Here is a 21,729-nt window from a genome sequence, read left to right on the forward strand (position 1 = left end):
CTATAGAAGCTGCCGTGTAGCCAGAAGTTCAGCGGATAAAGGCGTTATTTCACGTTTTTTTCACACGCCAAAACTACGCACAACGCCAGGAGATTTCCATAGGGTTGGTAGGATTTTTCTTAGGTGCTCGGGATCGCCGCTGGTCCAGAACTGTGCAGGCTCGGGATTGCCGGTGGCCAGCAGTTCGCGATCACTCAGCAGGCGCTGTAACTGACGGGCGACTGCCGCGCCCGTGTCGATCAGAATGATCGTCGGCGGGAGCATTTCGGCAAGCAAGGGCTTGAGGAAGGGATAGTGGGTGCAGCCCAGGATGATGGTGTCGCAACCGGCCGCAATCAGCGGCTCGACATAGCCTTGCAACAGCCGGCGCAACGCCAGGCTGTTCAAGTCGCCGGTCTCGATCAGCTCCACCAGGCCCGGGCAGGGTTGTGTGATCACCCGCACATCGGTGGCGAAACGGTCGAGCAACGCGGCGAACTTGGCGCTTTGCAGGGTGCCGGTGGTCGCCAGCACGCCGACCACGCCACTGCGGGTCGCGGCGGCGGCGGGTTTAACCGCAGGCTCCATGCCCACCAATGGCCAGTCGGGATAGTCCTGGCGCAAATCGGCGACGGCGGCGACGGTCGCCGTGTTGCAGGCAATCACAAAGGCCTTGGCGCCTTTTTCGCGGAAGAACTCCGCCACCCGTCGCGAGCGATCAAGGATGAACGCCGGAGTTTTTTCGCCGTAGGGAATATGGCCGCCATCCGCCACGTACAGCAGCGATTCATAGGGCAGCAGACGCTGGATTTCGTCCAGCACCGACAGGCCGCCGACACCGGAGTCGAACACACCAATCGGCGCGTCCTTAACCATGCTGGCTACCGCAGACGCTGCAACCGGGATCGCGCTTGACCCGCAGTTCACGGAACCGGCTGGTAAGAGCGTCGATCAACAACAGCCGCCCCACCAGTGGCTCGCCGAAACCGGCGAGCAACTTCAAGGCTTCCAGGGCCTGCAGGCTGCCGACCAAACCCACCAGCGGGCCGATGACGCCGGCTTCGCTGCAGGTCAGTTCGGCTTCGCTGCCGTGCCCGTATAAACAGTGGTAGCACGGGCTTTCGGCGCGGCGCGGGTCGAACACCGACAACTGGCCCTCCAGGCGAATCGCGGCGCCGCTGACCAGCGGCTTGCCGGCAGCCACACACGCAGCATTGACTGCCTCGCGGGTGGAGAAGTTGTCGCTGCAATCCAGTACCACGTCGACCGCCGCCACTGCGGCCGCAAGGGAATCCACATCCAGCGCGCTGCGATGGGCGACCAGCTGAATCTCAGGATTGATCGCGCCCAGGCGGCGAATCGCCGAGTCGACCTTGCTCAGGCCGACGCTGTCGGTGTCATGAAGGATCTGGCGCTGCAAGTTGGTCAGGTCGACGGTATCGAAATCCGCCAAATGCAGCTCACCCACACCCGCCGCCGCCAGGTACAGCGCCACGGGCGAACCAAGGCCACCGAGCCCGACGATCAGCGCGCGGCCGTTTTTCAGGCGCAACTGGCCATCGATGTCGACATGCTGCAACAGAATCTGCCGGCTATAGCGCAACAGCTCCTGGTCGTTCATCACGGGCGGCGTCCCAACGTGATGCGTTCGTGGCCGCCCAGGTCGATGCGGCTGTGGACTTCTTCAAAGCCTTCCCCCAGCAGCAGGTCGCGAACGGCAGGCGCCTGGTCGTAACCGTGTTCCAGCAGCAACCAGCCGGCGGCGTCGAGGTGCGCAGGCGCCTGGGCGATGATCAGCCGCAGGTCGTCCAGGCCATCGTGCCCGGCCACCAGCGCACTGGCCGGCTCAAAGCGCACATCACCGGCCACCAGATGGGGGTCGGTATCGGCGATATAAGGCGGGTTGCTGATGATCAGGTTGTAGGTGTGGCCTTTGAGGGCGCTGAACCAATGGCTGTTCAGCACCGTGGCGTTGTTCAGGTGCAGGCGCTGGCGGTTGCGCTCGGCCAGGGCCACGGCTTCCAGCACGCGGTCGACGGCGGTAACTTGCCAGGCCGGGCGCTCACTTGCCAGGGCCAGGGCAATCGCGCCGCTGCCGGTGCCCAGGTCGAGGACCTTGGCCGGGGTGGCAGGCAGCAATTCCAGGGCGGCTTCCACCAGCATCTCGGTTTCCGGACGCGGGATCAGCGTGTGCGGTGCCACTTCCAGGTCGAGCTTCCAGAAGCCCTGCTGGCCGAGGATGTAGGCCACCGGCTCACCGGTGCGGCGGCGTTGCAGGTAGTCGGCGAAGGTCAGTGCGTCTTCGCTGCTGACGATTTTTTCCGGCCAGGTGTGCAGGTAGCTGCGGGACTTGCCCAGGGCAGCCGCCAGCAACAATTCCACGTCCAGGCGCGCAGTGGGCGAGTCCGGCAGGTCGGCGGCGCGTAACAGGCTGGCAATAATGGTCATTTATTCACCTATCGCCGCCAGCTGGTCGGCCTGGTATTCGGCCAACAATGGCTCGATGACTGCATCAACGCCACCTGCCAGGATTTCGTCCAGGGAGTACAGCGTCAGGTTGACGCGGTGGTCGGTAACCCGGCCCTGGGCAAAGTTGTAAGTACGGATGCGCTCGGAACGGTCGCCCGAACCCACCAGCAACTTGCGCTCGCTGGCAATCGCGTTGGCGGCAGCGCTGGTCTGCTGGTCGTTGAGCTTGGCCGACAGCCAGGACATGGCCCGCGCACGGTTCTTGTGCTGGGAACGTTCTTCCTGGCACTCCACCACAATGCCCGAAGGCAAGTGGGTGATACGGATCGCCGAGTCGGTCTTGTTGACGTGCTGGCCACCGGCGCCCGATGAACGGTAGGTGTCGACCCGCAGGTCTGCCGGGTTGATCTCGATGGCTTCCTGCTCGTCGGGCTCAGGCAACACGGCCACGGTGCACGCAGAGGTGTGGATACGGCCCTGGGATTCCGTCGCCGGCACCCGCTGCACGCGGTGCACGCCAGACTCGAACTTCAGCTTGCCGTAGACATTCTCGCCTTCCACCCGGGCGATGACTTCTTTATAGCCACCGTGTTCGCCTTCGTTCTCCGACAGGATCTCGACCCGCCAGCCACGACGCTCGGCGTAGCGCGAGTACATGCGGAACAGGTCGCCGGAGAAAATCGCCGCCTCGTCACCGCCGGTGCCAGCACGGATTTCGAGGAACACGTTGCGCCCGTCGTTAGGGTCCTTGGGCAGCAGCATGCGCTGCAGGTCGCCTTCCAGTTCGATCAGCTTGTCCTTGGCTTCACGCACTTCTTCAACGGCCATTTCGCGCATGTCCGGGTCGCTGTCCTTGAGCAGCGCCTGGGCGCCTTCGAGGTCAGCCTGAACCTTGAGCAACTGTGTATAGGCGCCCACAATCGGTTCAACTTCCGCGTATTCCTTGGAATAGGTGCGGAACTTGGTTTGATCGGAGATGACTTCGCCATCGCCGAGCAAGGCGGTCAGTTCTTCGAAACGGTCCTGAAGGACGTCCAGTTTATTGAGCAGTGACGCTTTCATTGCGGTTTTTTATCCGAAGAGCTTTCTGTCGCGCCCTCACCGAGGGCAAAGAGTTCCTGGGCCATGGCCAGCGCATCGAGGCGGCCTTCGGCGGTAAGCTTTTTCAACTGGACACTGGGGGCGTGCAGCAATTTGTTGGTCAGGCCGCGCGCCAGTTGCATCAGCACGTCTTCGGCGCTGCTGCCGTTGGCGAGCATACGCTGGGCCTTGATTAATTCCTCGTCCCGCAGGCGTTCGCCTTGCTGACGATAGGCCTTGAGCACGTCCACCGCCGCCAGTTCACGCAGGCGCACCATGAAATCGTCGGCACCGGTGCTGACCATTTCCTCGGCGGCCTGGGCTGCGCCCTGGCGACTCTTGAGATTTTCGGCGACCACTTCGTGCAGGTCGTCGACGCTGTAGAGGTAAACGTCGTCCAACTCGCCGACTTCAGGTTCGATATCCCGGGGAACGGCGATATCCACCATGAAGATCGGCTTGTGCTTGCGCAGTTTCAGGGCGCTTTCCACCGCGCCCTTACCCAGGATCGGCAACTGGCTGGCGGTGGAGCTGATAACGATATCGCTGCGCACCAACTCGGCCGGGATGTCCGACAGCAGCACCGCGTGGGCACCGAACTGCTCGGCAAGGATACTCGCACGCTCCAGGGTGCGGTTGGCGACGACGATACGCTTAACCCCCAGCTCGTGCAGATGGCGGGCGACCAGGGTGATGGTCTCGCCGGCGCCGATCAGCAGGGCCTGGCTGCGTTGCAAGTCACTGAAAATCTGTTTGGCCAGGCTGACCGCGGCAAACGCCACGGACACCGGGTTTTCACCGATGGCGGTGTCGGTGCGCACTTGCTTGGCCGAATTGAAGGTGGCCTGGAACAGGCGCCCCAGCAACGGCCCGATGGTGCCGGCCTCGCGGGCCACGGCGTAGGCCGACTTCATCTGGCCAAGAATCTGCGGTTCGCCCAACACCAGCGAATCGAGCCCGGAGGCGACGCGCATCATGTGACGAACTGCCGCATCCTCTTCATGCACATATGAGCTTTGGCGCAGCTCGTCGAGGCTCAAATGGTGGTAATCGGCCAGCCAGCGCAGCACCACATCGGCTGAAAGATGCTCCTGCTCTATATAGAGCTCGCTGCGATTGCAGGTCGAAAGGATCGCAGCTTCGCGACTGTCGGTGAGCCGGCAGAGCTGCTGCAAGGCCTCAACCAACTGCTCGGGAGTAAAAGCCACGCGCTCGCGGACGTCTACAGAAGCAGTCTTGTGGTTAATACCGAGTGCAAGGAAGGCCATTCAATATCGCTGATGATGTCGGGAAGCCGACAATTGTCCTACTTCGAATGATTCAGAACAACCACCGTAGGCTATTGTCCTAATGCCTTGTGTCTATAAAGGCATCCTGTAGGAGCGAGCTTGCTCGCGAAAAACGCTCAGGCAACGCGTCAATCCAGAATGAACGCGTTATCGTTGACGATCTTCGCGAGCAAGCTTGCTCCTACAGGGAAAGCAATAAGCGTATTACGGGCGCCCCGGTTATGTTTGGCCGAAGGCTTGTGTCATGATGATCCGACCGCAGGTTAGTCGTCCTCTTCCTATATGAATAGATCTTCCGCGTTGCTCCTTGCTTTTGTCTTCCTCAGCGGCTGCCAGGCCATGGCACCCGTGTCGCCGGACGGTACGCCGCCGGTAGAAGACAGCACTCCCGCCCCTGAAAAGCCCAAGGTTTATTCCTCGTTCAGTGAAGAGACGATCTTCAGTCTGCTGAGCGCGGAGCTGGCCGGCCAGCGCAATCGTTTCGACATTGCCCTGGATAACTACGTGACCCAGGCCATCAATACTCAGGATCCGGGGATTTCGGAGCGGGCGTTTCGCATCGCCGAGTACCTGGGCGCCGATCAGGCCGCCCTGGATTCCTCGCTGATCTGGGCGAAGAACGCCCCGGACGATCTTGAGGCGCAACGGGCAGCGGCCATTCAACTGGCCCGCGCCGGACGCTATGACGACTCCATGGTGTATATGGAGAAAGTCCTGCAGGGCAAGGGCGACACGCATTTCGACTTCCTCGCGCTGTCGGCCGCCGACACCGATCAGGACACCCGCAACGGCCTGATGAAGAGTTTCGACCGCCTGCTGCAAAAACACCCGAACAACAGCCAGCTGATTTTCGGCAAGGCGCTGTTGCTGCAACAGGATGACGAGCCCGAGGCCGCCTTGAAGCTGCTGGAGCAACACCCGCCGGAAGACGGCGAAATTGCGCCGATCCTGCTGCGGGCCCGCCTGCTGCAAAACCTCAACCGCGGCAAGGAAGCGATTCCGCTGCTGGAAAAAAGTATCAAGAAGTACCCGGGCGACAAGCGCCTGCTGCTGACCTACGCCCGCATGCTGGTTGAACAGGACCGCATGGAAGACGCCAAGGTGCAGTTCGCCAACCTCGTCCAGCAATACCCGGACGATGACGAGTTGCGTTACTCCCTGGCGCTGGTGTGCCTGGAAGCCAAGGCCTGGGATGAGGCCAAGGGTTATCTGGAAGACTTGATCGCCCGGGAGAGCCACGTTGATTCGGCGCACCTGAACCTGGGCCGCATCGCTGAAGAGCGTAACGACCCGCAGGCTGCGCTGCTCGAGTACGCCCAGGTCGGTCCCGGCAACGATTACCTGCCGGCGCAACTGCGCCAGGCCGATATCCTGATGAACAACGGCCGCACCGACGAGGCGGAAAAACGCCTGGCTGCCGCACGGGATGCCGAACCGGACTACGCGATCCAGCTGTATTTGATCCAGGCCGAGACCTTGTCGGCCAACAAGCAGGGCGACCGCGCCTGGAAAATCCTGCAGCAAGCCTTGCTGCAATACCCGGACGACCTGAACCTGCTGTACACCCGCGCCATGCAGGCGGAAAAACGCAATGACCTGGCGCAGATGGAAAAAGACCTGCGCCTGATCATCAAGCGCGACCCGGACAACGCCATGGCACTGAACGCCCTGGGATACACCTTGTCCGACCGTACAACGCGCTACGCCGAAGCCAAGGAGCTGATTGAAAAGGCTCACCAGTTGAACCCGGAAGACCCGGCCGTTCTCGACAGCCTCGGCTGGGTGAACTACCGCCTGGGCAACCTGGACGAAGCTGAACGTTTGCTGCGCCAGGCGCTGGAGCGCTTCCCCGACCAAGAAGTGGCCGCACACCTGGGCGAAGTGCTCTGGGCCAATGGCAAGCAACGCGAAGCGCGACAAATCTGGGAGAAGTTCCTCAAGGAGCAGCCCGAAAGCCCAATCCTGCGCAGCACCATCAAGCGCCTGACCGGATCCGAGACCCTTTAATTCTATGTTTTTGCGCCACGTCATCGTTTTCAGCTTTATCGCCCTGCTCGCCGGCTGTTCGGGCCTTGGCACCCGTGAATCTGTCGAAGGCCCGGGCAACCCGGCGCAATGGCAGCAGCACAAGGACCAACTGAGCAGCCTCGACGGCTGGCAGATTGAAGGCAAGGTCGGCATTCGTGCGCCGAAGGATTCGGGCAGCGGGACCTTGTTCTGGCTGCAACGCCAGGACTATTACGACATTCGCCTGTCAGGCCCGCTGGGCCGCGGTGCGGCACGCCTGACCGGCCGGCCGGGGCAAGTCAGCCTGGAAGTGGCCAATCAGGGCCGCTTTGAGGCACCGACGCCCGAAGCCCTGCTGGAAGAACAGATGGGCTGGAAGCTCCCCGTCTCGCACCTCGTATGGTGGGTGCGCGGCCTGCCCGCACCGGACAGCAAGAGCCGCCTGAGCCTCAACGGCGACAGCCGCCTGGCGTCGCTTGCGCAGGATGGCTGGCAGGTCGAGTACCTGAGCTATGTGCAACAGAACGGTTACTGGCTGCCCGAGCGCATCAAGCTGCATGGCACCGACCTTGACGTCACGCTGGTGATCAAGGACTGGCAACCTCGCAAGCTGGGGCAGTGACATGACCGAGCAACGCCTGACCCTGCCCTCCCCGGCCAAACTCAATTTGATGCTGCACATTCTCGGTCGCCGTGAAGACGGCTATCACGAGTTGCAGACGATTTTTCAGTTTCTCGACTACGGCGATGAGCTGACCTTCGCCGTTCGCGATGACGGCGTGATTCAACTGCACACCGAATTCGAAGGCGTGCCTCACGACAGCAACCTGATTGTGAAGGCCGCGAAAAAACTTCAGGAACAATCCGGTTGCCCGTTGGGCATCGACATCTGGATCGAAAAAATCCTGCCCATGGGTGGCGGCATCGGTGGCGGCAGCTCGAATGCCGCAACGACGTTGCTCGGCCTGAATCACTTGTGGCAACTGGGTTGGGACCACGATCGCCTGGCCGCGCTGGGCCTGACACTGGGCGCGGACGTCCCGGTTTTCGTGCGTGGGCACGCCGCTTTTGCCGAGGGCGCGGGCGAGAAACTCACCCCTGTAGACCCCGAAGAGCCGTGGTATGTCGTGCTTGTTCCGCAAGTATCTGTAAGTACAGCAGAAATTTTTTCAGATCCACTGTTGACACGTAACTCTCCTCCCATTAAAGTGCGCCCCGTTCCCAAGGGAAACAGTCGAAATGACTGCTTACCGGTTGTAGCAAGGCGTTATCCAGATGTACGTAACGCTTTGAATTTGTTAGGTAATTTTACCGAAGCAAAATTAACCGGAACTGGAAGTTGTGTGTTTGGGGGCTTCCCAAGCAAAGCTGAAGCTGATAAAGTCTCGGCCCTTCTTACAGAGACCCTTACAGGGTTTGTAGCAAAGGGAAGCAACGTTTCGATGTTGCATCGCAAGCTGCAAAGTCTGCTCTAAAGGAACCGAGTACTGGGTACTCGTTGCAACAGATACAGGGGCGTCGCCAAGCGGTAAGGCAGCAGGTTTTGATCCTGCCATGCGTTGGTTCGAATCCAGCCGCCCCTGCCATTTTCTATACTCATCCAGGTTACCCTCAGCCTCTAGGTACTGCGCGTGTCCAAGATGATGGTCTTTACGGGGAATGCTAACCCCGATCTGGCTCGGCGTGTTGTACGTCAGCTGCATATCCCTCTCGGTGACATCTCTGTCGGTAAGTTCTCCGACGGCGAAATTACAGCCGAGATCAATGAAAACGTCCGCGGTAAAGACGTCTTCATTATTCAGCCGACTTGCGCTCCGACCAACGATAACCTGATGGAACTCGTCGTGATGGCTGATGCCTTCCGCCGCTCCTCAGCGACTCGAATCACAGCTGTAATCCCTTACTTTGGTTATGCCCGTCAGGATCGCCGTCCGCGTTCCGCACGTGTGGCTATCAGCGCGAAAGTCGTTGCTGACATGCTGACCGTGGTAGGCATCGACCGTGTTCTCACGGTTGACCTGCACGCTGACCAAATCCAGGGGTTCTTCGATATTCCGGTAGATAACATCTACGGCTCCCCCGTCCTGGTGGATGACATCGAAGACCAGCGCTTTGAAAACCTGATGATCGTGTCCCCGGACATTGGTGGCGTCGTGCGTGCACGGGCTGTTGCCAAATCCCTGGGCGTGGACCTCGGGATCATCGACAAACGCCGTGAGAAAGCCAATCACTCTGAAGTGATGCATATCATCGGTGATGTCGAAGGGCGTACCTGTATTCTGGTTGATGACATGGTCGACACCGCCGGCACCCTGTGCCACGCGGCGAAAGCCCTGAAAGAGCACGGTGCAGCAAAAGTCTTCGCCTACTGCACACACCCTGTGCTGTCGGGCCGAGCGATCGAGAACATCGAGAACTCAATGCTGGACGAACTGGTGGTGACCAACACCATCCCGTTGTCCGCTGCAGCTCAAGCCTGTTCGCGTATCCGTCAACTGGATATCGCACCGGTAGTTGCCGAAGCGGTTCGCCGCATCAGCAACGAAGAATCGATCAGCGCGATGTTCCGTTAAGGGTCACACCTTAGGCATCAACCTGACGAAAAGCGCCCCGCCCCAGCATTCTGTTGGGGCGGGGCTTTTTTGCCCATATCGCCTTTAGCGCTGGTCGCAAACGCTAGGGCGAATGTGGTTATTTTGGAGATACAACATGAACGATTTTACTTTGAATGCTGAACTGCGTTCCGACCTGGGGAAAGGTGCGAGCCGCCGCCTGCGTCGTCTCGCAAGCCTGGTTCCAGCTGTAGTTTACGGTGGCGAAAAAGCCCCTGAATCCATCAGCATGCTGGCTAAAGAAATCGCCAAACTGCTCGAAAACGACGCGGCTTACAGCCACATCATCGAGCTGAACGTTGGTGGTTCCAAGCAGAACGTCATCATCAAGGCACTGCAACGTCACCCAGCTAAAGGCCACGTGCTGCACGCTGACTTCGTTCGCGTAGTAGCCGGTCAGAAACTGACCGCTATCGTGCCTGTGCACTTCGTTGGCGAAGCTGCTCCGATCAAGAAAGGCGGCGAAATCTCGCACGTTGTAGCCGAGATCGAAGTGACCTGCCTGCCGAAAGACCTGCCTGAGTTCATCGAAGTCGACCTGTCGGCTGCTGAAATCGGCGACATCATCCACCTGTCCGACCTCAAAGCCCCTAAAGGCGTTGAGTTTGTTGCACTGGCTCACGGTGATGACAAAGCTGTTGCAAACGTACACGCTCCACGCGTTGCACCAGAAGCTGAAGAAGGCGCTGCAGAGTAATTCACTCTGTAATGCCGGAGCTTGAGGAAACATCGCGGACCGGAACGTAGCGAGAAAGCGGGCGAGAATGCGAAGTTGGCCTCTAACGGTTGATAAGCGTTTGTCGTCCACTTTCGCCGCACCAACGGCGATGTTATCCACAACTCCAAAGGAAGGGCCCCTGTCGTGACTGCCATTAAACTGATCGTTGGCCTGGGAAATCCAGGCGCCGAATACGAACAGACCCGGCATAACGCGGGGGCCCTTTTTGTTGAGCGTATCGCCCACGCCCAAGGCGTCAATCTTGTGGCCGATCGCAAATATTTCGGCCTGACCGGGCGCTTTTCGCATCAGGGTCAGGATGTTCGTCTGTTGATTCCCACCACCTACATGAACCGCAGCGGCCAGGCTGTCGCGGCGCTTGCGGGCTTCTTCCGGATCAAACCCGAAGAAATCCTGGTGGCCCATGACGAACTTGACCTGCCACCCGGCGTTGCCAAGCTCAAGCAAGGCGGCGGCCATGGCGGGCATAATGGCCTGCGGGACATCATCGCGCAGTTGGGCAATCAGAATACGTTCTACCGCTTGCGGCTTGGCATTGGCCACCCGGGCGTTGCCAGTATGGTTTCAAATTTCGTCCTGGGTCGTGCGCCACGCGCCGAACAGGAAAAACTCGATGCCAGCATCGATTTTGCCCTCGGCGTGCTGCCGGATATCTTCGCCGGTGAATGGAACCGCGCGATGAAAAACCTGCACAGCCAGAAGGCCTGACTCTTTACCCGAGGGGAAACACCATGGGATTCAATTGCGGCATCGTCGGCCTACCTAACGTCGGCAAGTCCACCCTGTTCAACGCCCTGACCAAATCCGGCATTGCGGCGGAGAACTTCCCCTTCTGCACCATCGAACCGAACACCGGTATCGTGCCGATGCCCGATACACGCCTGGACGCCCTGGCGGCCATCGTGAATCCAAAGCGCATCCTGCCGACCACCATGGAGTTCGTCGACATCGCAGGCCTGGTAGCCGGCGCGTCGAAAGGTGAAGGCCTGGGCAACAAGTTCCTCGCCAACATCCGTGAGACCGATGCCATCGCTCACGTGGTCCGCTGCTTTGAAGACGAGAACGTGATTCACGTCTCCAACAGCGTCGACCCGAAACGCGACATCGAGATCATCGACCTGGAACTGATCTTCGCCGACCTCGACAGCTGCGAGAAGCAACTGCAAAAGGTCACGCGCAACGCCAAGGGCGGCGACAAGGACGCAGTGGTCCAGAAAGCCTTGCTGGAGCAGTTGATTGCTCACTTCACCCTGGGCAAGCCGGCACGCAGCCTGATGAAGAGCATGAGCACCGACGAAAAAGCGGTGATCAAGGGCTTCCACCTGCTGACTACCAAGCCTGTGATGTACATCGCCAACGTGGCTGAAGACGGTTTCGAAAACAACCCGCTGCTGGACGTGGTCCTGGCCATTGCCGAAGAAGAAGGCGCGATCGTTGTACCGGTGTGCAACAAGATCGAAGCGGAAATCGCCGAGCTGGAAGACGGCGAAGAGAAAGACATGTTCCTTGAGGCCCTGGGCCTGGAAGAGCCTGGCCTGAACCGCGTGATCCGCGCCGGCTACGAAATGCTGCACCTGCAGACCTACTTCACCGCCGGTGTTGAAGAAGTCCGCGCCTGGACCGTCAAGGTCGGTGCCACTGCCCCGCAAGCGGCTGGCGTGATCCACACCGACTTCGAAAAAGGCTTTATCCGCGCCGAAGTCATCGCCTACAACGACTTCATCCAGTTCAAGGGTGAAGCCGGTGCCAAGGAAGCCGGTAAATGGCGCCTGGAAGGCAAGGAATACATCGTCAAGGATGGCGACGTGATGCACTTCCGTTTCAACGTCTAAGCGTCACCTGCGGCCTATGCCGCAAAACAAAAAGCCGATGCAGTGCATCGGCTTTTTTGTGGGCGCTCACTTCCAAACTTAACAAAAAAGCATCACGACACATTAATTAACTTTATATATTAAAAATATAAAACACTCAAAACGCCGATTCCCCCCACCCCCCAACAGCAACTCACCCCCCTCCATAAAAAGACAAGCCGTCTTTAGGATTTATCCTTCAAACAAAAAGAAAATAACAGCATAGAAACACTTGAACTTTGATCAGCCTCTTGAACTATAGATTTAAATACCCCTCCGACATTTCTTGACCAAGGTGACAAAATAAACAATTTCCGGTTTACTTCTCTGTATTCGAATGGACTCAAATAGTCTGAAAATAGTGATGCGATCCAATATTGGAGCAATAGCAATATGTCGCTTTCCTATCACCCTAAGTATGTTACAGACGCACCACTTACCGAATGCCCAGCGATCGAGGCTACTGTTCAGAACACGGCCGCACTTAATATCGATATGCTACTGCTGGGTGAAACAGGGACAGGTAAAGATACGTTGGCACAACGCATACATCTGTTATCCGGAAGAAAGGGAAACTTTGTTGCCGTCAACTGCGCGGCGATCCCGGAAAGCCTGGCTGAAAGCCAACTGTTTGGTGTCAACAGCGGTGCCTATACCGGTGCGATGCAATCACGGGCCGGGTTTGTCGAAGCCGCCCACCTGGGCACCTTGTACCTCGACGAAATTGACAGCATGCCCCTCAACCTGCAGGCCAAGTTGCTGCGAGCACTGGAGTGCCGGGGCGTTGAGCGTCTGGGCTCCACTCGTTTTATCCCGGTGGACATGCGAGTGATCGCCTCCGCACAGCAATCACTGGAGGAGATGGTCGAACAAGGGGCCTTCAGGCGCGACCTGTACTTTCGGCTGAACGTTGTCGATATCCGGCTCCCGCCCCTGCGCGAACGCCGTGAGCAGATCATTCCATTGTTCTTGAACATGATTCAACAAGAGGCAGAGCACTTCAAGTGCACCTTCCCTGCCCCATCCAGCGCACTGCTGCACCGGTTGCTCTGCCACCCCTGGCTGGGAAATGTTCGCGAACTGCGTTCGACCGCCAAGCGGTTTGTGCTGGGTCTGCCACCGATTGCAACCCCGATAAGCGAACAACAGGATACCCAGACAGGCCTGAAGGCACGTCTGCGACACATTGAAAAAGCACTGATTCAGGAATCGCTGAGCCGCCATCACCACTGTGTGGACACTGTGGCGGCTGAACTGGGGGTTGCAAGGCGCACGCTGTATTACAGGATTAAACAACTGGGCATCGTCACTCTCCAGGCACCCACTGCGTAACAGCCAAACATTTGGAAAAATCTAAAAAACGCTGGAACGCTTTAGTCGTATCGACCACACAGTCGTAGCGTGATTACAAAATGCGAGAAGCACGGAACCCGTATCACTGATCACGACCAAAAAACCAACGACTAACGATTGAAGAACCTGGAGTTTAAATATGTCAAGTGTTGGATCCTACAATGCCGTCAGCAACGCTTTTTCTTCATTGGAGAATACCCTTAACAACGGAACGGATGCTGGTAGTGGTGGCAGTACTTCTGCGTCTGATCGAGCAGAAGCCGTTGCCGAAGCAACTTTCCAAGAAAGTTTAAAAGCAAAAATGATCTCGGGTTTATACGCCGCAGCTAAAGAGATCCGTTCGTAACACAACGGCCTCCCCTGCTCATCTGCCGGGGAGGCAGTCCTATGCGCTGAAGCAGAAAATTCGGCATCAGCCATTATTAGCAAATGGTTTCACACACTCACGCAGCAGGCCTTATATGCAGATAGAAGCATTTGCCCCTTCAACACTTTCTAATCGCCGAGAAGGTGCCAACAGCGCGCGAGAACCTTCAGCGTCCACGACAGATGTTGCCTTTTTCACGTCAATGCTCGAGCCCTCAACAGCGAGGTCAGCTGCCTCCGTTAACAACAGTGTATCGACGATGCTGACGGAGACATCGAACCACCTCACTGCGGCGAAAAGCCGCCTCGCGCGAGCGTTGAAAGCTTCAACCAACGGCCTGGACGCAGACACACTCAGAAAATACCCACGGGAACTGTCTCACACGACGCTCACTTCCCAGTTGCTGACCAAGAGCCTTGGCAAGGCAACCCAATGCATCGACAAAATTTGCAACTTGCAATAGTGAACATGACCCGATCCCTGCCTGTCGCTTTACTTCTGACGGTGGCATTTATGTTGACCGGTTGCGGCGACCGCGTTGAACTTCATCGCCAGCTCTCTGAGCAAGAGGCTAATGAAGTGATCGCCGAGTTGGCGGACAAGCATATTCGTGCCCAGAAGATTCCGGCCAAAGACGGTGTCGTCGTAGCGGTTAACGCTATCGATATCGGACGCGCCGTGCGCACACTGGAAGCCGCCGGGCTACCCAGAGTGGCGCGGACCACACTGGGCGATACGTTTCGCAAGGAGGGGGTTATTTCAACTCCGCTGGAAGAGCGGGCACGCTACATCTATGCCTTGTCCCAGGAGCTTGAGGCCACACTGTCCAACATTGACGGCGTCATCGTAGCCCGAGTGCACGTGGTACTGCCCGAACGCATCGCACCGGGAGAGCCTGTCCAACCCGCATCCGCATCCGTATTCATCAAGCATGATCCGCGCCTGGATCCCGACAACATTCGCGCACGGGTTCGCAGGATGGTCGCGAGCAGCATTCCGGGCATGACCACCGCGGTGGACAACCCGCAAAAACTGACCGTGATATTCGTGCCTGCCACCGCTTACCAGGATCCGCAACGCCTGGTGTATTTCGGCCCTTTTCTGGTCCCCGGCGATGATCTCGGGTTTTGGCGAGGCAGCCTTCTCATCTCCCTGCTCGCCTTGATGTTGACCGTGATTGGCGCCCTGTTTCTAAACAACAGGCGTCAGCGTCTTGTGCAAGGGCCGCCCGTGACAGCCGAATTGGCCCGCCCAACTCATGACGCCTAGACCTGATCAGCCCTTGAGCGAACATCTGGCCTGGGCTCAATGGTGGGCATTTCCCTGGAAGCACGCCCTCCGGGACTGGAAGGATGGCAAGTACCCTGCGATTAACGCGCTGTATCGCATCGGTCGGTCAGCACCGGACGACCTCACGGGTATTGCAGCCTGCTTGCCGCCAGCACCGGATCCCACCGTGCTTCGCCTGGTTTTGGCCTCGACGGAACAGCTCGACCTGGCGCTGACACTGGTTCACTACACGTTCAACCCTGACGCCACAGCGCCTTTGAGCGACAGTCAGCACCTGTGGTGCACGCGTCTTTCCAAGGCTCTGCCCCCCGCCATGCTGTCGCCTGGTGCGGATCCGTTGCAACTGCTCCACAGCTGGACCGGGCCCGAGACCTGGCAGCGCCTTCGACTAAGGTTCCCCCGTGAGCGCGTACACAAGGTTGAGCAGAACAACGCCTCACTCGAGAACGCCAGCAGCCGACTGAACATGCTATGGCAAGCCGTCGTCTGGCGTGTGACGACACCGGAAAACGACCCTATGCCCCCTGACTCGAACGGGTAAGGAACACAACGATGCTATGTCAGTACACCATTGAGTTGCTCAAGGACAAACCAGGGTTGCCACGCAGCCTGATCCCCCGAGAGGAACTCGCGACCTGGGAGCAAGCCAGCCAGCTCATCAGTCGCGCCAATGCGCAGGCCGATGAACTGATAGCCCAGACAGAGAAGAAATGCGAAGCGCTGCTGGAGAAGGCCTCGCTGGAAGTCTGGCAGCGCGCGGATGCCCAATTCAAGCGATGGGAACGTGACCGCCAAGCCATGTGCGACAGCCTGGAGCAGTACGCAACATCAATCACCAACCAGGCGATTCGCTCCCTGCTTGACGCAACGGTAGCCCCGCAAAGGCTGGCCGCCCTGTTGAAGCAATTACTGGCGAACCAGGTCCCGGAGATCGATGCGTCGCTGCTCTGCCACCCTCATGACCTTGAGGAGATAAAACAGTGTCTCGCTAATCGCAAGGCCACGATCTGGAAGCTTCACGCCGACGAGACGATTCCCCCTCAAACACTTGTGTTGAAAACCGACGAGGGTGATTTCCGTATCAGTTGGCACTCGATGCTCGAGCTTTTTTTCAATCAGGCCCAAGAGCACCGGATAAGCGCTTGATGACTCACGACTGAAAAAATTGATTTTTCAATGCACACCCACCCATAACAAAGGAACGCCCATGAGCCTTTTCAATGATCTGTCGCGCGAACTTTTAAGAACCAGCAGTACCTCCCATAAGCTTTTTAAATCAAGTTCCGGGGGGGCTGCGCAAGAGGGGGGAGACGCAGAATTATTCTATGAACTGGCAGTAAAGAGCACCGTGTCCCAGATGGCGTACCTGGAACATAACCGCGTTGAGCATATGCTGCTCAAAAGTACCTTTGACAGCTTTCAATAAAATGCAGGAGCTCGTCAGTCACTGGCTGAACAGCCGTAAAGAACAGCTCTCGCTGTTTGAAGGCGATGATGAACTCATGCTGAAACATCAGGGAGACGCGTTGTTGCTCGGGGCTCAACTGACCTCAAGCCGGCCAGATAACACGACCTTGCAAAACTGGATGCGCCTGGGCGCCGCCAGCCTGAATCATTTCCAGGGTGCGCTTTCCCAAAAGCCTGACAGCGGTGCGTTATGGCTGATTCAAAGCGTTCAGGATTCGCAGGGGTTGGACTCCGTGCTGGGTTGCATTGAATCCCTGCTCAACCAGCGTGACACATGGCGCTCCCTGTTCGCCCGCCTTGCGCAGCCTGCCCAAAACCTCAAACCCACCTCGCTACGTTCGCTGTCGTACTAATTAGAGAACCCTCATGTATAACAAGACCCACAAGCGCACCGGCTTGCAGATTGACTTGCCTGGTGTTCCATCAAAACGCGCCGACTGGCGCTACCTGATTGCACTGACCTGCCTGTTGGCTCCCGTGGAAAGCACCCTGGCCGCCGTCCCCAGCGAATGGAAAAACACCGCCTACGCCTATGAGGCAGAGCATAAGCCCCTGCGCGATGTACTGGAAGATTTCGCCCAGACCTTCGGTACCCAACTGCAAATCGACGGCCTCCTCGATGGCAACGTCAATGGCAAGATACGCGCCAATACCCCGCAATCGTTGCTCGACAGGCTCGGCGTAGAGCACCGCTTCCAGTGGTACCTGTACAACAACACGCTGTATATCAGCACCCTGGACCAACAAGAGTCTGCACGCCTGGAGGTCTCCTCCGAGACCATCGCCGACCTCAAGCAGGCCCTCACCGATATAGGCTTGCTCGATAGCCGCTTCGGTTGGGGCGAATTGCCTGACGACGGTGTCGTACTGGTGTCCGGTCCCAAACGCTATATCGAACAGATCAAGCAATTCAGCAGCCAGCGCAAATCCCCGGAAGAAAAGCAAAGCGTGCTGAGCTACCCGCTGAAGTTTGCCAATGCGGCGGATCGCCAGATTGATTATCGCGGCGAAAAAATCACCATCCCGGGCGTCGCCAGCATGCTGCGCGGGCTGTTGGAACCCAGGCAGGCCTCAACCCTTTCGGGGATGAGCCCGCGCCCCAACGCCCAATCACAACCGTCCCCCATCACCCCAACCTTTCCCCGGCTGGGCAACCCGATGCTGGGGCAGATGCTTGGCCCCACCATCAACCCGGGCACGCTGGACAGCGGTATGTCGCTCACGCCACGAGCGCCGGTTTCCACCAGCAGAATCCGGGTCGAGGCCGACGTGCGCAACAACGCCATCCTGATCTACGACCTGCCGGAACGCCAGGCGATGTACCGCGAACTGATCGCCCAGCTGGACGTGGCGCGCAAACTGGTGGAAATCGATGCAATCATCCTCGACATCGAGCGCACTCAACTGCGGGAATTCGGGGTCAACTGGGGCTTTCAAAACAGTCGTTTCCGTGGCGGCGTGAACATGGCGCCCGGGACCTCGTCGCAACTGTCGATTGAAAACCGTGACCGCTTCTATGCCGATATACGTGCACTGGAGCAACGCGGCCTGGCGTCCATGGTGTCCAATCCGTCGGTCCTCACCTTGGAAAACCAGCCAGCCGTGATTGATTTCAACCGCACCCAGTACCTCACCGCCGGTACAGAAGTGGCGACCGTCCTGCCAATTACCGTTGGCACCAGTTTCCAGGTGGTACCCAGGGTGATCACCACCCGAGGCACTCACCAGATCCATCTGGTGGTGGATATCGAGGACGGTAACTTCGATGAGTCCAACCCCGAGCGCATCGGCCCGGACGTACGCCGCGGCAAGGTCAGTACCCAAGCGGTGATGGCGGAAAAACGCTCGCTGGTGGTCGGCGGCTTCCATGTCACCGAAAGCTCCGACAAGCACAGCAAGATCCCCTTGCTGGGGGACATCCCGTTACTCGGCAAGACGTTGTTTTCCTCGACCGAACGACAGAACAATCGCCGTGAACGGCTGTTCATCCTGACCCCGAGGGTCATCGGCGACCAGGCCGATCCATCACGTTACCTGCCCCAGGCCGATCAGGCGGAGCTGCAGGCCGCACTCAAACCTTTGGCCCGGCGCTATGCCGAACACGCGCCAGTGATCAAGCGCAGCGACATCACCAGCACCCTGGCGCATCTCGTCACCGGGCAAGTGCCGAGCGCCTTCAAAGCCGCACCGATGCCCCTGGGCATCGACACACTGTGCTCCACCCGCGACCTGTTGGCGATGAATACCGACCGCAACCAATGGTATGCCGGCCCACAGTTCAACGTGGCGGTAGTAGTGATGCGCAACCAGTTCAATCGCAATGTGCGCATCGATGAAAAAGAATGCAGCAACTCCCAGACCCTCGCCGTCAGCGTATGGCCACATGCCTGGCTCAAGCCGGGGGAAGAAGCCGAGGTCTTCATCGCCATGCGCCCTGTGGTCAAAGATGAACACATCGGTGTGCCCCGCCCCTCCCTGCTCACCCCCACCCGGAAGACTGTGCAATGAAACGGCTATTCACCCTCCTCGGCATCACCTTGCTTGTCGTTGGTTGCACACCGACGTGCAAGGGCGACTCCTGCTCACGCCCACAATCGGGCGCCGATAAGATGGTGGTCTGGTGGCCACCGCAGATGCGCGTCGAACCCGGCCCGGCCGGCGAGCGTTCGGACTATCAAACGATTTCACTGGAACGGTGAGCACCATGATGGGACTGCCCAACGATGCTTCGCATCGCCAGGTATTCCTGAATGACCTGGTGGGCGGCAACAACGCCCACCTGTCTCTCAGCCCTGGCATAGGCGTGTGCCGCTTAAAAGCCGGTGACAAACCTGGACTGGCTTTGCAGTTTGACCTTGGGGCGCTGAGCGCCGGACAGTTGGAACGGGTGCTGGAGCGGCGTTTTGAACAGGCGCTGGCGTTTGACGGCTACTTTGTCTATCTCGATGCCAGGGGAACCCTGGTGATCTGGCACACGCTGCCAGCAGATGGAGAGGCGGCGGATGACATCATCAGCACCCTGCTTTCACTGGCTAACCTGGAAGCGCTGGACGTGCACCGCCACCGTTAACGCTGTTCAAGTTCCGGCAACTCCAGCGTCTCACGCTTGGCCTCATCGTCGAGCTCACGCAGGGTGCGGTAGATGAACGCTACCGCCTGTAACGCCTCCCGGGGAATGTTCGCCCCGAGCTTTTTCTCGTACAGCATGCGCGCCAGCCACACACACTGGATCACCGGTACATCGGCTGCCTTGGCCCGGTCAATCAGTTTACGGGCCTCGGCATCCGTGCCTTTATCCACCAGCAGCGGCAGCGGCGTTTTACCCGGCCGGTAGTACAGCGCGACGGCATAGTGCGTCGGGTTGACCACCAACATGTCAGACTCTTCCAGCTTGGGCAGCTTGACCTTGGGTTCCTCCTGGGCCAGCTGCATGGCCAGCGACCGGCGCTGCCCCTTGACGTGAGGGTCGCCTTCCATATCTTTGTATTCCTTGACCACCTCCACCTGAGTCATGCGCATGCTCTTGGCAAAGAAGTGCTTCTGCAACGCCATGTCGATCAGCGCCAGCACCAGCAGCAAACCCAGGCACATGTGCAACAGATGGCGGAACAGGATGATCAACGCGAGGATGTAACTCTGCAGGTCGCTGGTGGCCAGGTTGATCAAGGCGCTCAATGACGGGCCGATCACCACGTACAAGATCACCCCAAGCATCAGCGCCTTGGCCACCCCCATCAACAGGTTCATCACTGACTTGGCAGAGAACATCTGCTTGACCTGGCTGAGTGGGTTGAGACGGCTGAAATTCAGCTTCAGGCTTTCCGGCGCAAACAGGAAACCGAACTGCATCCAGCCGCTGATCAACTTCACCGTGATCGCCACCCCGGCCATCAGCAAGGCGAAGGAAAAAAACACGATCAAGCCTTCCGTCAGCACTTCCTCCAGCGCCCGCACAAAGGGCTGCCCGAAACGTGACATGGGCATCACCATCAATTGCTGGAAGCGCTGCATACTGGGTTCGGCAGTGAACAACGCGATTTCGCTGAGGGCGGTCAACACCAGTAGCTTGCCGACGTCCTGGCTTTGGGCGACCTGGCCCTTCTGGCGCTGATCCTTGAGTTTCTTGGGCGTGGCCGCGTGTTTTTTCTCACCCGAATCACTCATGGTGCCGAGCTCCCGAACATCAGTCCCAGGGAATGCTTGAGGTCTGCCAACTGCGCCATGCGTTCGACGATCAAATCCTGCAGCAGCGGGAAGTACAGCAGCAGGATACCTAGCCCCACCAGGCTCTTGACCGGCGTGGCCAGGGTAGAAACCTGCAGTTGCGGGCTGTACAGCCCCAACACGGCGAAACCGAATTCCAGAAACAACAGCACCGCAATAAACGGCGCGGCGTACAGCATCATGTGGGTAAAGGTATCGCCGAGCACACCGAGGAAAACACTGAACCCATTGACTGCCGGCAGCGGCAACCAGGCGGTTGGCGGCCAGATCAGGTAGCTGTCCCAGATCACCTGGGTCAGCACGCTCAGGCCCAGGACCGCGATCAGCAGGTAAATCACCAACTGTTTGAACAGGTGGCCGATGGGGGTGGCATCCGGGCCCAGCGACGGGTTGAGTTGGCCGCCCGCCAAGGCGCCACGCTGGTTATCCAGCAGGGCACCCACCGACTCGAACATCCAGAACGGCATCGCCAACAGGGTCCCCAGTAAAAACCCCAGGGCCGCTTCCTTGAGTACCAGGCCGCTGATCATCAGTGCGGAGTAATCCTGGCCGGCCATTGCAGCATGGATACCGGGAGCCGGGATCAGCGCCATGACCATCACGATGACGTGCCGAAGCATGCCTTTTATGTGCTGGAAACAAAACGCCGGCACCAGAATCGCGACAGGATAAATGCGCGCCATGGCCACCAGCAGGCTGGGCAAATATTCGAGATAAAGCAGCAAATCTGTTCCCTCAGTTCAATGCCGAACGGGCAATCATGTCGAACATCAGGTTGATCAGCTGGATCAGCTCCAGGCCGATCCAGCGGCCGGTCATCACCAGCGTGATCCCCACCGCCACCAGCTTGATGCCAAAGGGCAGCGTCTGGTCCTGTATCTGCATCAGGGCCTGCACCAGGGACGTCAACACACCAACGACCACCGCCACGATCAGCGGCGGCGCCGACAGCACCACCACCAGCAACATGCCCTGCTTGAACAGCACGATCGGTTCCATAGGT

The 21,729-nt window shown here is 58.7% G+C and carries 26 protein-coding genes and 1 tRNA gene; 19 read left to right on the forward strand and 8 right to left on the reverse strand.

Translation table 11 applies throughout. The features are described 5' to 3' along the window. Window positions 1-60: 60 nt before the first annotated feature. From murI to hemA, 5 genes are read right to left on the reverse strand one after another with little or no spacing between them, the layout of a single operon-like run. Window positions 61-855 (reverse strand): glutamate racemase, encoded by a 795-nt coding sequence (gene murI / locus M2400_RS20545; protein WP_259197515.1) that lies wholly within the window; start codon window positions 853-855, stop codon window positions 61-63. After that, entirely contained in the window at window positions 848-1,603 is a 756-nt protein-coding gene (locus M2400_RS20550) for a molybdopterin-synthase adenylyltransferase MoeB (protein WP_177077141.1), read from the reverse strand. Before M2400_RS20550 ends, murI begins: the two co-directional genes overlap by 8 nt. Further along, window positions 1,600-2,427: a peptide chain release factor N(5)-glutamine methyltransferase gene (gene prmC / locus M2400_RS20555; RefSeq protein ID WP_177077138.1), complete on the reverse strand. Its 828-nt coding sequence runs from the start codon at window positions 2,425-2,427 to the stop codon at window positions 1,600-1,602. The genes M2400_RS20550 and prmC overlap by 4 nt, the downstream gene beginning before the upstream one ends. Continuing rightward, a complete protein-coding gene (gene prfA / locus M2400_RS20560) occupies window positions 2,428-3,510 on the reverse strand; it encodes a peptide chain release factor 1 (RefSeq protein WP_177048181.1) in 1,083 nt (360 codons plus the stop codon). Further along, window positions 3,507-4,796 (reverse strand): glutamyl-tRNA reductase, encoded by a 1,290-nt coding sequence (hemA, locus tag M2400_RS20565; RefSeq protein WP_008432265.1) that lies wholly within the window; start codon window positions 4,794-4,796, stop codon window positions 3,507-3,509. Before hemA ends, prfA begins: the two co-directional genes overlap by 4 nt. Window positions 4,797-5,099: 303 nt before the next feature. Between hemA and M2400_RS20570 the strand changes: the two genes are divergently transcribed. From M2400_RS20570 to M2400_RS20660, 19 genes are all read left to right on the forward strand, one after another. Continuing rightward, window positions 5,100-6,824 (forward strand): tetratricopeptide repeat protein, encoded by a 1,725-nt coding sequence (locus M2400_RS20570; protein ID WP_177048183.1) that lies wholly within the window; start codon window positions 5,100-5,102, stop codon window positions 6,822-6,824. A gap of 4 nt (window positions 6,825-6,828) precedes the next feature. Continuing rightward, window positions 6,829-7,446, forward strand: coding sequence for a lipoprotein insertase outer membrane protein LolB (gene lolB / locus M2400_RS20575; RefSeq protein ID WP_177048184.1), 618 nt, complete (start codon window positions 6,829-6,831; stop codon window positions 7,444-7,446). A 1-nt stretch (window position 7,447) separates the two neighbouring features. Next, window positions 7,448-8,299: a 4-(cytidine 5'-diphospho)-2-C-methyl-D-erythritol kinase gene (ispE, locus tag M2400_RS20580; RefSeq protein ID WP_259197516.1), complete on the forward strand. Its 852-nt coding sequence runs from the start codon at window positions 7,448-7,450 to the stop codon at window positions 8,297-8,299. Between the two features lie 36 nt (window positions 8,300-8,335). Beyond that, window positions 8,336-8,410 (forward strand) — tRNA-Gln (locus M2400_RS20585). A gap of 45 nt (window positions 8,411-8,455) precedes the next feature. Then, the gene (locus tag M2400_RS20590; RefSeq protein ID WP_003208392.1) at window positions 8,456-9,397 is read left to right on the forward strand and encodes a ribose-phosphate pyrophosphokinase; all 942 of its coding nucleotides are present in this window, start codon (window positions 8,456-8,458) and stop codon (window positions 9,395-9,397) included. A 136-nt stretch (window positions 9,398-9,533) separates the two neighbouring features. After that, window positions 9,534-10,133, forward strand: coding sequence for a 50S ribosomal protein L25/general stress protein Ctc (locus M2400_RS20595; protein ID WP_177048187.1), 600 nt, complete (start codon window positions 9,534-9,536; stop codon window positions 10,131-10,133). Window positions 10,134-10,298: 165 nt separating this feature from the next. Then, window positions 10,299-10,883 (forward strand): aminoacyl-tRNA hydrolase, encoded by a 585-nt coding sequence (gene pth / locus M2400_RS20600; RefSeq protein WP_003208389.1) that lies wholly within the window; start codon window positions 10,299-10,301, stop codon window positions 10,881-10,883. 23 nt (window positions 10,884-10,906) lie between these two features. Continuing rightward, window positions 10,907-12,007, forward strand: a complete 1,101-nt coding sequence (ychF, locus tag M2400_RS20605; protein ID WP_076014965.1) for a redox-regulated ATPase YchF — start codon at window positions 10,907-10,909, stop codon at window positions 12,005-12,007. A 411-nt stretch (window positions 12,008-12,418) separates the two neighbouring features. After that, window positions 12,419-13,357, forward strand: coding sequence for a sigma 54-interacting transcriptional regulator (locus tag M2400_RS20610; protein WP_177048189.1), 939 nt, complete (start codon window positions 12,419-12,421; stop codon window positions 13,355-13,357). Between the two features lie 160 nt (window positions 13,358-13,517). After that, a complete protein-coding gene (locus M2400_RS20615) occupies window positions 13,518-13,724 on the forward strand; it encodes a hypothetical protein (protein ID WP_259197517.1) in 207 nt (68 codons plus the stop codon). Window positions 13,725-13,947: 223 nt separating this feature from the next. Further along, window positions 13,948-14,208 carry an EscI/YscI/HrpB family type III secretion system inner rod protein gene (locus tag M2400_RS20620; RefSeq protein ID WP_259197547.1) on the forward strand — a complete coding sequence of 87 codons (261 nt, stop codon included), beginning with the start codon at window positions 13,948-13,950 and terminating at the stop codon, window positions 14,206-14,208. 5 nt (window positions 14,209-14,213) lie between these two features. Next, a complete protein-coding gene (gene sctJ, locus M2400_RS20625) occupies window positions 14,214-15,014 on the forward strand; it encodes a type III secretion system inner membrane ring lipoprotein SctJ (RefSeq protein WP_259197548.1) in 801 nt (266 codons plus the stop codon). Between the two features lie 13 nt (window positions 15,015-15,027). After that, on the forward strand, window positions 15,028-15,576 hold the full coding sequence (locus tag M2400_RS20630; protein WP_259197518.1) for a type III secretion protein: 549 nt from the start codon (window positions 15,028-15,030) through the stop codon (window positions 15,574-15,576). Between the two features lie 11 nt (window positions 15,577-15,587). Continuing rightward, window positions 15,588-16,181 carry a type III secretion system stator protein SctL gene (sctL, locus tag M2400_RS20635; protein ID WP_177048199.1) on the forward strand — a complete coding sequence of 198 codons (594 nt, stop codon included), beginning with the start codon at window positions 15,588-15,590 and terminating at the stop codon, window positions 16,179-16,181. Between the two features lie 61 nt (window positions 16,182-16,242). Beyond that, window positions 16,243-16,461 carry a hypothetical protein gene (locus tag M2400_RS20640; RefSeq protein WP_259197519.1) on the forward strand — a complete coding sequence of 73 codons (219 nt, stop codon included), beginning with the start codon at window positions 16,243-16,245 and terminating at the stop codon, window positions 16,459-16,461. After that, window positions 16,418-16,855 (forward strand): type III secretion protein, encoded by a 438-nt coding sequence (locus M2400_RS20645; protein ID WP_310503546.1) that lies wholly within the window; start codon window positions 16,418-16,420, stop codon window positions 16,853-16,855. The genes M2400_RS20640 and M2400_RS20645 overlap by 44 nt, the downstream gene beginning before the upstream one ends. 13 nt (window positions 16,856-16,868) lie before the next feature. Beyond that, a complete protein-coding gene (gene sctC / locus M2400_RS20650) occupies window positions 16,869-19,010 on the forward strand; it encodes a type III secretion system outer membrane ring subunit SctC (protein WP_259197520.1) in 2,142 nt (713 codons plus the stop codon). Next, window positions 19,007-19,201 carry an HrpT family type III secretion system protein gene (gene hrpT / locus M2400_RS20655; RefSeq protein WP_177048203.1) on the forward strand — a complete coding sequence of 65 codons (195 nt, stop codon included), beginning with the start codon at window positions 19,007-19,009 and terminating at the stop codon, window positions 19,199-19,201. Before sctC ends, hrpT begins: the two co-directional genes overlap by 4 nt. Before the next feature lie 8 nt (window positions 19,202-19,209). After that, a complete protein-coding gene (locus M2400_RS20660) occupies window positions 19,210-19,572 on the forward strand; it encodes a transcriptional regulator (protein WP_259197549.1) in 363 nt (120 codons plus the stop codon). On the opposite strand, the gene sctU is transcribed toward M2400_RS20660, so the two are convergent. Genes sctU through sctS form a run of 3 tightly spaced genes read right to left on the reverse strand, consistent with a single transcriptional unit; the run spans window position 19,569 to window position 21,725 of the window. Continuing rightward, window positions 19,569-20,666 carry a type III secretion system export apparatus subunit SctU gene (gene sctU, locus M2400_RS20665; protein ID WP_177048205.1) on the reverse strand — a complete coding sequence of 366 codons (1,098 nt, stop codon included), beginning with the start codon at window positions 20,664-20,666 and terminating at the stop codon, window positions 19,569-19,571. The genes M2400_RS20660 and sctU overlap by 4 nt on opposite strands. Continuing rightward, a complete protein-coding gene (gene sctT / locus M2400_RS20670) occupies window positions 20,663-21,451 on the reverse strand; it encodes a type III secretion system export apparatus subunit SctT (RefSeq protein WP_177077134.1) in 789 nt (262 codons plus the stop codon). The genes sctU and sctT overlap by 4 nt, the downstream gene beginning before the upstream one ends. A 10-nt stretch (window positions 21,452-21,461) precedes the next feature. After that, a complete protein-coding gene (gene sctS / locus M2400_RS20675) occupies window positions 21,462-21,725 on the reverse strand; it encodes a type III secretion system export apparatus subunit SctS (RefSeq protein ID WP_177048209.1) in 264 nt (87 codons plus the stop codon). Between the last annotated feature and the right edge of the window lie 4 nt (window positions 21,726-21,729).

Source organism: Pseudomonas sp. BIGb0558, assembly GCF_024807515.1.
In the GTDB taxonomy this organism is placed as follows: Bacteria; Pseudomonadota; Gammaproteobacteria; order Pseudomonadales; family Pseudomonadaceae; genus Aquipseudomonas; species Aquipseudomonas yamanorum_A.

Coding starts and splice junctions, on each gene's coding strand:
- hrpT (WP_177048203.1), top strand. CDS start 19,007: ATGAAACGGCTATTCACCCTCCTCGGCATCACCTTGCTTGTCGTTGGT.
- sctS (WP_177048209.1), bottom strand. CDS start 21,725: ATGGAACCGATCGTGCTGTTCAAGCAGGGCATGTTGCTGGTGGTGGTG.
- M2400_RS20595 (WP_177048187.1), top strand. CDS start 9,534: ATGAACGATTTTACTTTGAATGCTGAACTGCGTTCCGACCTGGGGAAA.
- prmC (WP_177077138.1), bottom strand. CDS start 2,427: ATGACCATTATTGCCAGCCTGTTACGCGCCGCCGACCTGCCGGACTCG.
- ychF (WP_076014965.1), top strand. CDS start 10,907: ATGGGATTCAATTGCGGCATCGTCGGCCTACCTAACGTCGGCAAGTCC.
- lolB (WP_177048184.1), top strand. CDS start 6,829: ATGTTTTTGCGCCACGTCATCGTTTTCAGCTTTATCGCCCTGCTCGCC.
- prfA (WP_177048181.1), bottom strand. CDS start 3,510: ATGAAAGCGTCACTGCTCAATAAACTGGACGTCCTTCAGGACCGTTTC.
- sctL (WP_177048199.1), top strand. CDS start 15,588: ATGCTATGTCAGTACACCATTGAGTTGCTCAAGGACAAACCAGGGTTG.
- M2400_RS20620 (WP_259197547.1), top strand. CDS start 13,948: ATGCTCGAGCCCTCAACAGCGAGGTCAGCTGCCTCCGTTAACAACAGT.
- M2400_RS20570 (WP_177048183.1), top strand. CDS start 5,100: ATGAATAGATCTTCCGCGTTGCTCCTTGCTTTTGTCTTCCTCAGCGGC.
- M2400_RS20640 (WP_259197519.1), top strand. CDS start 16,243: ATGAGCCTTTTCAATGATCTGTCGCGCGAACTTTTAAGAACCAGCAGT.
- M2400_RS20615 (WP_259197517.1), top strand. CDS start 13,518: ATGTCAAGTGTTGGATCCTACAATGCCGTCAGCAACGCTTTTTCTTCA.
- M2400_RS20660 (WP_259197549.1), top strand. CDS start 19,210: ATGGGACTGCCCAACGATGCTTCGCATCGCCAGGTATTCCTGAATGAC.
- ispE (WP_259197516.1), top strand. CDS start 7,448: ATGACCGAGCAACGCCTGACCCTGCCCTCCCCGGCCAAACTCAATTTG.
- sctU (WP_177048205.1), bottom strand. CDS start 20,666: ATGAGTGATTCGGGTGAGAAAAAACACGCGGCCACGCCCAAGAAACTC.
- sctC (WP_259197520.1), top strand. CDS start 16,869: ATGTATAACAAGACCCACAAGCGCACCGGCTTGCAGATTGACTTGCCT.
- sctJ (WP_259197548.1), top strand. CDS start 14,214: ATGACCCGATCCCTGCCTGTCGCTTTACTTCTGACGGTGGCATTTATG.
- murI (WP_259197515.1), bottom strand. CDS start 855: ATGGTTAAGGACGCGCCGATTGGTGTGTTCGACTCCGGTGTCGGCGGC.
- M2400_RS20610 (WP_177048189.1), top strand. CDS start 12,419: ATGTCGCTTTCCTATCACCCTAAGTATGTTACAGACGCACCACTTACC.
- hemA (WP_008432265.1), bottom strand. CDS start 4,796: ATGGCCTTCCTTGCACTCGGTATTAACCACAAGACTGCTTCTGTAGAC.